At 58.6% G+C, this 12,886-nt stretch carries 11 protein-coding genes and 1 pseudogene; 6 read left to right on the top strand and 6 right to left on the bottom strand.

All coding sequences use genetic code 11. From position 1 onward, the window contains the following. The first annotated feature begins 2 nt into the window (after nucleotides 1-2). Both QN377_RS02300 and QN377_RS02295 read left to right on the top strand, forming a co-directional pair. Nucleotides 3-416, top strand: a complete 414-nt coding sequence (locus QN377_RS02300; RefSeq protein WP_094999735.1) for a c-type cytochrome — start codon at nucleotides 3-5, stop codon at nucleotides 414-416. Nucleotides 417-531: 115 nt separating this feature from the next. After that, entirely contained in the window at nucleotides 532-2,460 is a 1,929-nt protein-coding gene (locus QN377_RS02295; protein WP_094999736.1) for an acetyl-CoA hydrolase/transferase C-terminal domain-containing protein, read from the top strand. An 82-nt stretch (nucleotides 2,461-2,542) separates the two neighbouring features. Here the strand turns inward: QN377_RS02295 and QN377_RS02290 are convergent, their stop codons facing one another. Together QN377_RS02290 and rep are read right to left on the bottom strand one after the other, a co-directional pair. Beyond that, nucleotides 2,543-3,115: a xanthine phosphoribosyltransferase gene (locus tag QN377_RS02290; protein WP_016782674.1), complete on the bottom strand. Its 573-nt coding sequence runs from the start codon at nucleotides 3,113-3,115 to the stop codon at nucleotides 2,543-2,545. Between the two features lie 56 nt (nucleotides 3,116-3,171). Continuing rightward, a complete protein-coding gene (gene rep / locus QN377_RS02285) occupies nucleotides 3,172-5,181 on the bottom strand; it encodes a DNA helicase Rep (RefSeq protein WP_016782673.1) in 2,010 nt (669 codons plus the stop codon). A gap of 261 nt (nucleotides 5,182-5,442) precedes the next feature. On the opposite strand from rep, the gene QN377_RS02280 reads away from it, so the two are divergent. Then, nucleotides 5,443-7,110 carry a bifunctional diguanylate cyclase/phosphodiesterase gene (locus QN377_RS02280; protein ID WP_322213848.1) on the top strand — a complete coding sequence of 556 codons (1,668 nt, stop codon included), beginning with the start codon at nucleotides 5,443-5,445 and terminating at the stop codon, nucleotides 7,108-7,110. A 45-nt stretch (nucleotides 7,111-7,155) separates the two neighbouring features. On the opposite strand, the gene QN377_RS02275 is transcribed toward QN377_RS02280, so the two are convergent. Beyond that, nucleotides 7,156-8,553 (bottom strand): NorM family multidrug efflux MATE transporter, encoded by a 1,398-nt coding sequence (locus QN377_RS02275; protein WP_095017862.1) that lies wholly within the window; start codon nucleotides 8,551-8,553, stop codon nucleotides 7,156-7,158. 153 nt (nucleotides 8,554-8,706) lie between these two features. Between QN377_RS02275 and QN377_RS02270 the strand changes: the two genes are divergently transcribed. After that, nucleotides 8,707-9,627 (top strand): LysR substrate-binding domain-containing protein, encoded by a 921-nt coding sequence (locus QN377_RS02270; protein ID WP_094999739.1) that lies wholly within the window; start codon nucleotides 8,707-8,709, stop codon nucleotides 9,625-9,627. A 9-nt stretch (nucleotides 9,628-9,636) separates the two neighbouring features. Here QN377_RS02270 and QN377_RS02265 read toward each other — a convergent pair. Beyond that, nucleotides 9,637-11,130: pseudogene (locus QN377_RS02265) on the bottom strand (YifB family Mg chelatase-like AAA ATPase). Between the two features lie 175 nt (nucleotides 11,131-11,305). On the opposite strand from QN377_RS02265, the gene QN377_RS02260 reads away from it, so the two are divergent. Beyond that, nucleotides 11,306-11,584 carry a type II toxin-antitoxin system RelE/ParE family toxin gene (locus tag QN377_RS02260; protein WP_095017857.1) on the top strand — a complete coding sequence of 93 codons (279 nt, stop codon included), beginning with the start codon at nucleotides 11,306-11,308 and terminating at the stop codon, nucleotides 11,582-11,584. Between the two features lie 7 nt (nucleotides 11,585-11,591). Further along, on the top strand, nucleotides 11,592-11,897 hold the full coding sequence (locus QN377_RS02255) for a HigA family addiction module antitoxin (protein ID WP_094999741.1): 306 nt from the start codon (nucleotides 11,592-11,594) through the stop codon (nucleotides 11,895-11,897). Nucleotide 11,898: 1 nt separating this feature from the next. Here QN377_RS02255 and QN377_RS02250 read toward each other — a convergent pair whose 3' ends face one another. Together QN377_RS02250 and QN377_RS02245 are read right to left on the bottom strand one after the other, a co-directional pair. After that, nucleotides 11,899-12,327, bottom strand: a complete 429-nt coding sequence (locus tag QN377_RS02250; RefSeq protein WP_095017856.1) for a bleomycin resistance protein — start codon at nucleotides 12,325-12,327, stop codon at nucleotides 11,899-11,901. Between the two features lie 46 nt (nucleotides 12,328-12,373). Further along, entirely contained in the window at nucleotides 12,374-12,634 is a 261-nt protein-coding gene (locus QN377_RS02245) for an accessory factor UbiK family protein (RefSeq protein ID WP_094999743.1), read from the bottom strand. Between the last annotated feature and the right edge of the window lie 252 nt (nucleotides 12,635-12,886).

Raw genomic sequence — 12,886 nt, 5'->3', positions numbered from 1 at the left:
TTATGAAAATGCTGGCCGTACCAGCAGCAGTAGTGGCCCTATGGGCAGTCAACGCTCAGGCAGCAACGAACGATGACATCGCAAAACGTCTTGAGCCAGTGGGTAAGGTCTGTGTTCAAGGGCAAGAATGCAAAGGGATGGACGTAGCAGCCTCGGTGGGCGGCGGCGGTGGCATGACCCCCGACGACATCATTGCCAAGCACTGCAGTGCTTGCCACGGCACCGGCTTGTTGGGCGCACCGAAAATCGGTGACACCGCGGCCTGGAAAGAGCGCGCCGATCATCAGGGCGGCCTTGATGGCATCCTGGCCAAAGCCATCACCGGTATCAACGCCATGCCGCCAAAAGGCACTTGCATGACCTGTACCGATGAAGAGCTAAAAGGCGCCATCGAGAAAATGTCCGGTTTGAAATAACCCGACCTTCTCTGAAAAAGCCGCTGATGGGCGGCTTTTTTGTGCCCGAAATTTGAGCTCGTCCGCGTCCTCTGCGCTATCACGTCTATATTCAAGACTGGATAAGGAGGATCAGATGGTGCAGTCCTGTTCGATCGAGCGCGCAGTCGATGATGTGCTGGCGCGATTACCGATGCATATTCACCTTGGCCTGCCGCTGGGCCTGGGCAAGGCCAACCGCTTCGTCAATGCGCTGTATCAGCGGATCAGGCAGCTGCCCGAACGCCAACTGACGATCTATACCGCTTTGAGTCTGGGCCGCCCCCCACTTGGGGACGGACTGCAACGGTTGTTTCTGGAGCCTTTTGTCGAGCGGGTATTTGGCGATTACATTGAGCTGGATTACCTGGCCGACCTGCTTCACAACAGCATGCCCACCAACATCCACGTCGAGCAGTTCTTTTTGCAGCCGGGCAGTTTGCTCAACAGCCCGCCTGCCCAGCAGGATTACGTCAGCAGCAATTACAGTCACGCGGCCCGCGACATCAATGCCAGCGGCCTGAACCTGGTGGCCCAACTGGTTGCTCGACACCCCGAGGATGCAGCGCGTCTGAGCTTGAGCTGCAACCCGGATATCACCCTCGATTTGTTGCCCATGATTGCCAAGCGGCGTGCGGCGGGGGAGACCATTCTGATACTGGGCCAGGTACATGGTGACCTGCCTTATATGCCCGGCGACTCGGAGCTGAGTATCGACGATTTTGATCTGTTGATTGACGAAGATGAGCACACTACGTTGTTTTCAACGCCCAGCATGCCGGTCAATCTGCAAGACCATATGATCGGCCTGCATGCCAGCACCCTGATACGCGACGGCGGCACCCTGCAGATCGGCATTGGCTCGATGGGTGATGCCCTGAGTGCAGCCCTGCTCGCACGCCAGGGTGATAACGAGGGCTACCGCGACCTGCTCGACGCTATCGATATCACCCAGTGGCGCACGCTGATCGAGCAACAAGGTGGCGTCGAGCCATTTGCCCGGGGCCTGTATGGTTGCAGCGAGATGTTTGTCCACGGCCTGATGGTGCTGGCCGATGCCGGGATTGTGCGACGCAAGGTCTACCCCGATGCCGACAGGCAAGCCCAGGCCAATGCGGGCACCCTGGATGAAAGCTTGCAGGGTGACGGGGTCAGCATCCACGGCGGTTTTATCCTCGGCCCCCGCGATTTTTACCAGCGGCTAAGGGAGTTGCCCCACAGCAAGCGCCTTGAATTCAATATGACCGCCATCAGCTATATCAACGAATTATACGGCCAGGAAGAGTTGAAACGCCTGCAACGGCGTGATGCGCGCTTCGTCAACAGCGCATTCACCGTGACCTTGCTCGGTGCCGCCGTGGCTGATCAGCTCGAAGACGGCCGGGTGCTGAGCGGGGTCGGCGGGCAATACAACTTTGTTGCCCAGGGCCATGCCCTGCATGACGCACGCTCGGTGATCATGTTGCGCAGCTGGCGAGAGTCGGGCGGTGACGTAAGTTCCAATATTGTCTGGGAATACGGTCACTGCACCATCCCGCGGCATTTGCGCGACATTGTGGTCACCGAATACGGGATTGCTGATTTGCGCGGCAAAACCGACAGCAAAGTCATCGAGGCGCTGCTCAACATCACCGACTCGCGCTTCCAGACCGAACTGACCACCCAGGCACAACTGATGGGCAAGCTGCCCAAGGACTTTCGCCTTGATCCACGTTTTGCCGACAACAGCCCGCAGCGTTTGCAGGAGATCGCCGATCGGCACCCGCATTTGTTCCCGGAATACCCGCTGGGCAGTGATTTCAGCGCGCAGGAGCAAGACCTGCTGCGAGCGTTGAACTGGCTTAAAAGCAAATTCAAGCTCACGCAGATGTACCAACTGGGCAAGGCTACGCTGGACGCGCCTTCGCCCCAGGCATTCCCCGAACACCTGGAGCGCATGCAGCTCGCACAACCCGACGGGTTGCGCGATGAGCTGTACCAGCGTTTGCTGCTGGCAGGGCTGCAGGCAACCGCGAAAAGCAATTGACGCGCCTTTCGTAGCAGCTGCCGCCAGGCTGCGTTCGGCGGCGCAGCCTTCGTGCCTCGGCAGCTGCTACGGACTGAAAGGGTTACTCGATAAAGGTCACTTTACCGCCCGCCAGGGATTTGACCCGGGCCAGGGATTCAACGCGGTAGCCCTGTGCATCCAGCTCGGCACGGCCGCCCTGGAACGACTTCTCGATCACGATGCCCAGACCGGCCACGGTGGCGCCAGCTTGCTTGATGATCGAAATCAGCGCTTGCGAGGCCTTGCCATTGGCCAGGAAGTCGTCGATCACCAGCACGCGGTCGCTGCTTTGCAGGTGGCGCGGGGAAATCGCAACGGTGCTTTCAGTCTGCTTGGTGAACGAATACACCGTGGCCGACAGCAGGTTTTCAGTCAGGGTCAGGGACTGGTGCTTACGCGCAAAAATCACAGGTACACCCAAGTTCAAGCCAGTCATCACAGCAGGGGCGATACCCGATGCTTCGATAGTGACGATCTTGGTGATGCCCGAATCCTTGAACAAACGCGCGAACTCGTCGCCGATTTCCTTCATCAGCTGAGGATCGATCTGATGGTTCAAAAAGGCGTCGACTTTCAAAACCTGATCGGAAAGCACGATGCCTTCTTCGCGAATTTTCTTGTGCAGTGCTTCCAACGTAACGTCCTCAAATAGCGCTTTTGCGCTGAAGGTAGAGTAAAAAATAGTCGATTTTAGCGTTTTAGCATCGCGCGTATATCAGCCAGTGCTGTATTGCCGCGAACCGCTTTAACTTCGGTGGGGGTGTCATCGTTGCCTTCCCAGGCCAGATCGTCCGGGGGTAACTCATCGAGGAAACGGCTCGGCGCACAGTCAATGATCTCGCCGTACTGTTTACGCTTGGCGGCAAAGGTGAATGCCAGCGTCTCACGGGCACGGGTAATGCCCACATAGGCCAGGCGCCGTTCTTCTTCAATGGTGTCTGCTTCAATGCTGGAGCGGTGCGGGAGGATTTCTTCTTCCATGCCCATGATGAACACGTAGGGAAATTCCAGACCCTTGGAGGCGTGCAAGGTCATCATCTGCACGCCTTCGGCACCGTCTTCCTCTTCCTGCTGGCGCTCGAGCATGTCGCGCAGCACCAGTTTGCCGATGGCTTCCTCGATGGTCATGGCGCCGTCTTCGTCTTTTTCGAGGGTGTTTTTCAACGCCTCGACCAAAAACCAGACATTGGACATGCGGTAGTCCGCCGCCTTGTCGCTGGAGCTGTTGGTGCGCAGCCAGTTTTCGTAGTCGATGTCCATGATCATGCTGCGCAGCGCTGCAATCGGGTCTTCGCCCGAGCAATGCTCACGTACACGGTCCATAAAGCGCTTGAAACGTACCAGGCGGTCAGTGAAGCGTGCGTCCAGATGTTCGCCCAGGCCGATTTCATCGGTGGCGGCATACATCGAGATTTTTCTCTCGGTCGCGTAGTTACCCAGCTTTTCCAGGGTAGTCGAACCGATCTCGCGACGCGGGACGTTGATTACGCGCAGGAAGGCGTTATCGTCATCCGGGTTTACGATCAGGCGGAAGTAAGCCATCAGGTCTTTAACTTCCTGACGTCCGAAGAAGCTGTTGCCGCCCGACAAACGGTACGGGATCTGATGGTGCTGCAGCTTCAATTCGATCAGTTTGGCTTGATAGTTCCCGCGGTACAGGATCGCGAAGTCGCTGTACGGTCGATCGGTGCGCAGGTGCAGGGTGAGGATTTCGACGGCCACTCGCTCGGCTTCGGCGTCTTCGTTGCGGCAGCGGATCACCCGCACTTCGTCGCCGTGGCCCATCTCGCTCCACAACTGCTTTTCAAACTCGTGCGGGTTGTTGGCAATCAGGATATTGGCGCAGCGCAGAATACGGCTGGTGGAGCGGTAGTTTTGCTCCAGCATCACCACTTTCAAGGACGGGTAATCATCCTTGAGCAGCATCAGGTTTTCCGGGCGAGCGCCGCGCCAGGCGTAGATCGACTGGTCGTCGTCACCTACCACGGTGAACTGGTTGCGCTTGCCGATCAGGTATTTAACCAGCAGATACTGACTGGCGTTGGTGTCCTGATATTCGTCCACCAGCAGGTAACGCACCTTGTTCTGCCACTTTTCCAGAATGTCGGCATGTTCTTCGAACAGCTTGACCGGCAGCAGGATCAGGTCGTCAAAGTCCACCGCGTTGTAGGCCTTGAGCGTGCGCTGGTAGTGGGTGTAGACGATGGCTGCGGTCTGCTCCTTGGGGTTGCGCGCGTTTTCCAGAGCCTGGGGCGGCAGGATCAGGTCGTTTTTCCACGAGCCGATCATGTTCTTGATTTCGTCGACCCCGTCGTCGCCCGAATATTCCTTTTGCATGATGTCGGCCATCAGCGCCTTGACGTCAGCCTCGTCAAAGATCGAGAAGCCGGGCTTATAGCCCAGCCGCGCGTGCTCCTTGCGGATGATGTTGAGGCCCAGGTTGTGGAACGTGCACACCGTCAAGCCGCGGCCTTCACCCTTTTTAAGCAGGGTGCCGACACGCTCTTTCATCTCGCGGGCGGCTTTGTTGGTAAAGGTCATGGCGACGATGTATTGGGCACGGATGCCACAGTTCTGGATCAGGTGCGCGATTTTGCGGGTAATCACGCTGGTTTTGCCGGAGCCTGCGCCGGCGAGCACCAATAGAGGGCCGCCGACGTAGCTCACGGCTTCTTGCTGCCGGGGATTGAGTCGGGACATGACGAGATCAGGGGTCGTTTGTAAAAAGGGCGGGCATTTTAACAGGCTGAGCAAATATTGCTGCCTCTGTGCGACGGTGTGACATGCCACATCCTTTAAATTTACTGCTTTTGTTACTTTCGCACAGGATGTAAAGAGTATTTCCAGCTACCGTAGGGTTAATGCAGCAAATAAGTATTTGATAACCAGTGTCATTGCCATTGGTTGCCGGCACGTCATAATGCCCACTGCCCGAATTTTTGCAGAGTCTAGGGAGCTAGCTTGTCTACGCCTGTCGAACCCTTGCGTTTGCTGCTATTGGCCGAAGAGCCATCTTGGGCAGCGTTGTTGCGCGAGTGTCTGGCGCCAATGGGAAGTGCGGCCGTCCTGATATGCGCGCCGAGCTGGGAGTCTGTCAGCCATCTGTTCGAAAACGATCGCAATGCGCTGCTCCTGACGACCCCGGCCCTGCAGCCCCCAGCGGGCCGCTGCCGCCTGCCCACGGTTTTGCTGCTCGACAGCGAGCCTGATAGCGCTCCAGCGGGCGTCAGCGACTGGCTGGTCGGCGCCAGCCTGACGGGCGATGTACTGCGCCGCTGTCTGCGCCATGTGCGTGAACGCGGCCTGCTGGAACACACCTTGCAGCGCCTCGCCGAAGAGGATCCACTGACCGGCATTGCCAACAGGCAAGGCTTCCAGACCCTGCTGGCCGTGCGTCTGGCCGAAAGTGACGGCCGTGGCATTGCCTTGGGCCATCTGGACCTGGACAACTTTCGTCACGCCAACGATGCATTGGACCATCAGGCTGGCGACCGCCTGATCCTGCAAGTAGTGGCGCGCCTCAAAAGCCAGCTTGAAGCGGGTGACCAACTGGCCCGTCTTGGCAGTGATGAATTCGCCCTGTTGATCAATACCCATCGCGCGCCCGAGCGTGCCGAATGGATGGCCGAGCGCATTACCGAGGTGATGGCCGAGCCCTACTGGGTCGACGGCGAAAGCCTGTTGATCGGCTGCAGCCTGGGTATTGCCCATGCCCGCGCCAACGCCGGGGCCGACCCGTTGATGTGGCACGCGCACATTGCCATGCAACAGGCCAAAAGCACCCAGGGCTGTACCTTCCACGTATTCAACGAGCGTATCAATCGCAATGCCCGCAGCCTGGCCGACCTCGAAAGCGAGTTGCGCCGGGCGTTGCGCCGTGACGAACTGGAACTGCATTACCAGCCGCGCCTGGATCTTGGCACGGGGCAGATCGTCGGGCTGGAAGCGCTGGTGCGCTGGCGCCATGCCGAGCGTGGCCTGTTGGCTCCGAGTGAGTTCGTGCCTTTGGCCGAGCAAAGCGGGCTGATTGTGCCGCTGGGGTACTGGGTTATCTCCCGTGCCCTGCGGGATATGCAGGCGTTGCGCGAACGCGGGCTTGAGCCGCTGCACATGGCGGTCAACCTGTCGTTTCGCCAGTTTCAGGACAGCCAGTTGCTTTCGACCCTCAGCCGCCTGATCAGCGAACGCGGCGTAGAAGCACAGTGGCTGGAGTTCGAGCTGACCGAAACGGCCGTGATGCGGCGCAGTGATCTGGTCAAACAGACCATGGATGCCCTGGGCCGACTGGGTGTGCGTTTTTCGCTGGATGATTTCGGTACGGGTTTTTCATCGTTTGTGCACCTCAATAGCCTGCCGATTACGCTGCTCAAGATCGACAAAAGCTTTGTGGGCGGCATGGAAAGCCGCGAAGAGAACCGCAAACTGGTCCACGCCATGATCAACCTGGCCCACAACCTGAAACTGGAAGTGGTTGCCGAAGGCGTCGAAACTCCCGAACAGCTTGCTCTTTTGCGTGATTTTGGCTGCGATCAGGTGCAGGGCTACTTCATCAGCAAGCCGCTGCCGCTGGCCGAACTGGTGGAGTATTTGACGTTTGGGGCCGGGCAGCAGGTGCCAATTGCGCTCTAGGGCTTAAGAAAAACTTCCGTAGCAGCCTCGTTCCTTCGGCAGCTGCTACACAGCTACGCCCGCCATTTTCGCCGCCTTGCGCTCCAGCTTGAGCATGCGCCGTACCTTCCACTCGAACGCCAGGGTCAAGCTGATCGCTGCACAGGCCAGGCCCGTCGCCAGCCCCCACCAGACACCTGCCGGGCCCCAACCGAAGGTAAAGGCCAGCATCCAGGCCATTGGCGCGCCAATCACCCAATAGCAGAACAGCCCCACCAGAAAGGTGGTCTTGGCATCCTTGAGCCCGCGAATCGCGCCCATGGCGATGGTTTGTGCGCCATCAAACAGCTCAAACCATGCCGCTACCGCCAGCAGGCTGACGGCCAGCTCAAATACCGGACGGAATGCAGGGTCGTTGTAATCGAGGAACAACCCCACCAGATCCCTTGGCCAAAACCAGAACACCACGGAAAACCCGAGCATCACACATGCACCAAAACCGATACCGACCCGTCCTGCCAGCCGCGCCCGCTGCAAGTCACCACCACCATAGTGCTGGCCAATACGCATGGTGATCGCATACGACATGCCTGCAGGTACCATAAATGCCACCGATACGATTTGCAGTGCGATCTGGTGCGCTGCCAGCTGTGTGCTGCCCATGGTGCCCATGCACAGTGCTGCGAAGGCAAACAAACCGACTTCCACGGCATAGGTCCCGCCAATCGGCAGGCCGAGCCGCCACAGTTCCCGCAGATAAGTCAGATTGATCCGCGACAGACCCTTGCTGATTGGGTACGCGTTGTAGGCCGGATGCCGATGGATATGCCAGGCCAACCCCAGCGCCATGCAGGTCGCCACAATCGCCGTGACCAGGCCGATACCCATCAAGCCCAGTTTTGGCAGGCCGAACATGCCGGTAATCAGCGCGTAATTGAGCACAAAGTTGGCCACGGTACCGATCAGGCTGATCACCATCACCGGTGTGGCCCGGCCCATTGCACTGGTAAAGCCGCGCAGGGCCATAAAAGTCATATAGCCGGGCAGGGCAAACGGTAGCAGCAGCAGAAACTGGCCAGCCGCCTCAACGTTGGTGGGCGTCTGGCCAAACAGCAACAACAGCGGTTTGATATTCCACAGCATTACCGCGCCGCCCAACGCCAGTGCCCAGGCGAGCCACAACCCGGCCTGAGTCAGGCGGGTCGCCCCTTCGATATCCCCTGCACCTTGGCGAATCGACACCAGCGTGCCCACGGCAGCGATGACGCCAATGCAGAAAATCGACACGAATGAGTAGCTGGCCGCTCCCAGGCTCCCGCCAGCCAGAGCCTCCGGGCTCAAGCGCGCCATCATCAGGGTATCGGTGAGTACCATCAGCATGTGAGCCAGCTGCGAAGCGATCAGCGGCCCGGCCAACCTCATAATGGCCGAGAGTTCGATACGTGCAGGATGCTGTTTGGTCATTGTAGAAATTTCTATAGGTGCGTTGAAAGGCTTGATTCTCGGCGCGTTGAGTGTTTTAAGCAAAGGGATAAAAACGATCATTGGCATGACTTAAACTCATGGTTGAACTTGCCTTCTGTGCCATCACCTTTTTGAACTATAGGAATATGAGTAATGGCTCGTAGCCTTCCTCCGCTTTACGCCTTGCGCGCCTTTGAGGCTGCAGCTCGCCATAGTTCATTCACCCGGGCGGGCGAAGAGTTGTCCATTACCCAGAGCGCTGTCAGTCGCCATATCAAAACCCTGGAAGCGCATTTCGCCTGCCGGTTATTTCAGCGCAGCGGGCGCAGCCTGCAACTCACCGAAGCCGCGCGTTTGCTGCTGCCGGGAGTGCGCGAAGGCTTTGCCGCCCTGGAGCGCGCCTGTACGACCTTGCGCGCCGAAGATGACATCTTGCGCATGAAAGCCCCCTCGACCCTGACCATGCGCTGGTTATTGGCCCGCCTGAGCCGCTTTCGCCACTTGCAGAGCGGCAATGAGGTGCAACTGACCAGTGCCTGGATGGACATTGACCACGTGGATTTCAATCACGAGCCATTCGACTGTGCTGTGCTGTTGAGCAACGGCCACTTTCCGCCTGACTGGGAGGCCACGCTGCTGTTCCCGGAGATGCTGATCCCGGTCGGTGCGCCCGCCATTCAGGGCGACGCGCCATGGGACGTCACACGCCTGGCGAGCACTGAGCTGCTGCACCCTACGCCTGACCGCCGCGACTGGCGGCGTTGGCTCGACTGCATGGGCCTGGGCGGGCAAGTGTCACTCAAGGGCGGGCAAGTTTTCGACACCCTGGAGCTGGGCATGATTGCCGCCGCCCGGGGCTACGGCATTTCCATGGGGGATTTGTTGATGGTGGCCGAAGACGTTGCCCAGGGGCGCCTGAGCCTGCCGTTCCCTGCTGCCGTGGCCAGCGGCGATAATTACTATCTGGTTTGGCCCAAGACCCGTCCCGGGGGCGAGCGTTTGCGTCGGCTCAGCGACTTTTTGCAGCAGGAAGTCGCCGCCATGGTGTTGCCAACCGTTGAGCAGTTGCACTGACCGCCATAATCAGCCACTGAATGGCCGATATTGCAACGCCTCTGCGAGATGCTTGCGCTCTATATTGTGTACCTGCTCCAGGTCCGCCAGGGTCCTTGCCACTTTCAGCAGTCGGTGCGCCGCTCGCAGTGACAAGGTCATGCGCTCGCAAGCCGCCTCCAGCCAGCTGTTATCCATATCGCTCAAGCGGCATTGGGTTCGCACGCCCGGCAGATCGAGAAAGGCATTGGCGCAGCCCTGACGTTGCAGTTGGCGCTCACGCGCCGCAGCCACAAGCCCGGCGGCGTTGGCCGTGGTGTCACCTGAGGCAAGCGGCGGGTTGAGAGTGGTGGTCTCGCGGGCTACGGTCAGGTGCAGGTCGATGCGATCGAGCAACGGGCCGGAAAGTTTGTTGCGATAGCGCTGGATTTGCTCCGGTGTACAGCGGCAGCGGCCAGTGGGTTCGCCAAGATATCCACAGGGGCAGGGATTCATCGCCGCAACCAGTTGGAAGCGCGCCGGAAAACGCATGCGATCTTTCGCCCGTGCAATCACGATAAAGCCGCTTTCCATGGGCTCTCGCAAGACTTCCAGAACCTTGCGATCAAACTCGGGAAGCTCATCCAGAAACAATACGCCGTGATGGGCCAGGGTTATTTCCCCGGGCCGCGGTTTGGAGCCGCCGCCCACCAGCGCCGGCCCCGAGGCCGAATGATGAGGTTGGCGAAACGGTCGCTGTGGCCAGCAGTTCAATGGCACTTGGCTGGCCACTGACTGAATGGCGGCCACTTCCAGCGCCTCTTGTTCATTGAGCGGTGGCAACAAGCCGGGCAGGCGGCTAGCCAGCAAGGTTTTACCCGTGCCCGGCGGCCCGGTAAACAGCAGGTTGTGACTGCCAGCAGCAGCGACCAGCAATGCCCGTTTGGCCGAAAGCTGCCCTTGGACATCGCTCAGGTCGGGATAGGGTTTGCTGATATGCAGCAAGCCGCTGGGGATATAGGGCTATATCACCTCCCGACCTGCGAAATGGGCCACCAACTGCAACAAGTGCTCGGCCGCAATTACTGTCAGCCCGCAGGCCAGGCAGGCTTCTTCGGCATTGGCCTGCGGTACCACCAGCGCCCGGCCTGCGGCCCTTGCTGCCAGGGCGGCAGGCAATATGCCCTGCACTGGCCTGATTGCGCCCGATAGCGCCAGTTCGCCCAAACACTCCACCTGCTCCAGCGCCACAGCCGGCAGTTGCCCGCTGGCCGCCAAAATGCCCAGGGCAATGGCCACATCAAAACGCCCGCCGTCCTTGGGCAGGTCGGCGGGCGCGAGGTTGAGGGTGATACGCCGGGCCGGGAAATCCAGGGTGGAGTTGATGATTGCGCTGCGTACCCGGTCTTTACTTTCCTTGACCGCTGTTTCGGGCAAACCAACCAGCGTCAACGCAGGCAACCCATTGGCCAGATGCGCCTCGACCGTAACGGCAGGCGCCTCGACGCCCACCTGGGCGCGGCTGTAAACAATCGCCAGAGCCATGACTCATTCCTTGAGTTCGCAAAAAAACCATGGTGCGCGAATCTCAAGCCAGGGGCAGGCATGGAATGGATACGGGATGTTAACGGGTATGGGAGCACGGCCAATGAACTGCCAAAGTGCGGTGGCGAAAAAATTAAAAGACCCTAATATTAATCAATAACGTTATTCATTAATAATGCTTGTAAGTTTTAAATGCAACAGAACTGAAAGTCTGTATCGAAATGGCAAGACGCGCTTATGGTCAGACATTCTCAATGTCATTGAACGAAAATTAACCATGCTGGACGCTGCAAGCGTGCTGACAGATCTAGCGTCACCACCTGGCAACCGGCTCGAGGCTCTCAGCGGTACACGCAAGGGCCAGCACAGCATCCGCATCAACGCACAATGGCGAATCTGCTTCGTCTGGGGCGCCAATGGCCCTGAAGCAGTAGAAATAGCTGATTACCAATGAGGTCATCATGATCAAAAATGGCATGCGCCCGGTTCACCCGGGTGAAGTTCTCAAGGAAGAATACCTTGAGCCCCTGAGCCTCTCGTCTGCTGCTTTGGCCAGGGCGCTGGGGGTGTCCGCGCCGACGGTCAACGATATCGTGCTGCAGCGCCGTGGCGTCAGTGCCGATATGGCACTGCGCCTGTCAATTTGCCTGGCAACCACCCCGGAGTTCTGGCTTAACCTGCAAACCACTTACGACCTGCGCACGGCAGAAATCGACCGCGGTGCAGCGATTCGCGAACAGGTGCAACCCATTCACCACTGCGCCTGACTCACTGCTCCAGCGCTCGGGTCCCCAGATCCTCGGCAAAGCGCAACAAATAGCCATCGGGGTCGAGCACCAAAAAGTTGCACTCGCCAAACAGCACTTCATTGCTGCGGTACCAGCGTTCTTCCAGGGGTTTGCGCAGGGTGTGGCCAGCGGCTTGCAGGCGCTCGATCAGGCAATCGGCATCCGGGCATTTGATCGACAGGTTCATGCCCCGGCCGAACGGCTGCTCCAGCGGGCCGACCCGCCAGGAAGACTCTTCGAGGTCGTCCTGTTCCAGCATCAACTGGCTGCCATGGAATGACAGAAACGCAAAAAGATGCTCGGGCCGTTGGTACTCGATCTTGAAACCGAGCACTTCACAGTAAAAATGCAGACTGCGCGAAAGGTCCGAGACGATCATCTCGGGCACTAGCGGGTTCATCACCAGCATATAAAAACATCCTTGTTAATACAGGCGAATGCACCGCCTTTGAGCATTATTCGCTCGGCGGCAACAGCCTTGCTTCCATTTCGGCCACTTTGGCCTCCAGGCTTTCGAGGCGAGCACGGGTGCGCGCCAAAACCACCATCTGGCTGTCGAACTCTTCGCGGCTCACCAGATCAAGCTTGCTGAAACCGCTTTGCAGCAAGGCTTTGAACTGGCTTTCGATTTCATTGCGCGGCAGCGCGGTTTCGCCACTGAACAAGCGGGAGGCGTGGCCGCCAAGGGCGTCGAGAAAATCTTTGGGCGCGAGCATGGATAAGGTCCTTAAAACTGATGGTGACGAGTGTATCACGGGGTGTAGGCCCCCATTGGCGGGGGCTTTCTGCACATTTTTCGCGCACCACCCCCGCAAGCTTCGCACCATCTTCGAGCACAAATACCCCGAGAAATCAGGCCAAAAGCCATCAACTTCCTCTAAATCGCTGTAATTATTGATTTTTCCAGACATGGCAAGGTTTCTGCTAAGACCAACATGACTCATGCACTGATGCAGTAGCTGTGACGA

This window comes from Pseudomonas sp. CCC4.1 (genome assembly GCF_035019225.1).
Taxonomy (GTDB): domain Bacteria; phylum Pseudomonadota; class Gammaproteobacteria; order Pseudomonadales; family Pseudomonadaceae; genus Aquipseudomonas; species Aquipseudomonas bubulae.
This window is presented reverse-complemented; position numbering and strand designations above follow the sequence as displayed.

Coding starts and splice junctions, on each gene's coding strand:
- QN377_RS02300 (WP_094999735.1), top strand. CDS start 3: ATGAAAATGCTGGCCGTACCAGCAGCAGTAGTGGCCCTATGGGCAGTC.
- QN377_RS02295 (WP_094999736.1), top strand. CDS start 532: ATGGTGCAGTCCTGTTCGATCGAGCGCGCAGTCGATGATGTGCTGGCG.
- rep (WP_016782673.1), bottom strand. CDS start 5,181: ATGTCCCGACTCAATCCCCGGCAGCAAGAAGCCGTGAGCTACGTCGGC.
- QN377_RS02275 (WP_095017862.1), bottom strand. CDS start 8,553: ATGACCAAACAGCATCCTGCACGTATCGAACTCTCGGCCATTATGAGG.
- QN377_RS02270 (WP_094999739.1), top strand. CDS start 8,707: ATGGCTCGTAGCCTTCCTCCGCTTTACGCCTTGCGCGCCTTTGAGGCT.
- QN377_RS02260 (WP_095017857.1), top strand. CDS start 11,306: ATGCTTGTAAGTTTTAAATGCAACAGAACTGAAAGTCTGTATCGAAAT.
- QN377_RS02255 (WP_094999741.1), top strand. CDS start 11,592: ATGATCAAAAATGGCATGCGCCCGGTTCACCCGGGTGAAGTTCTCAAG.
- QN377_RS02250 (WP_095017856.1), bottom strand. CDS start 12,327: ATGCTGGTGATGAACCCGCTAGTGCCCGAGATGATCGTCTCGGACCTT.
- QN377_RS02245 (WP_094999743.1), bottom strand. CDS start 12,634: ATGCTCGCGCCCAAAGATTTTCTCGACGCCCTTGGCGGCCACGCCTCC.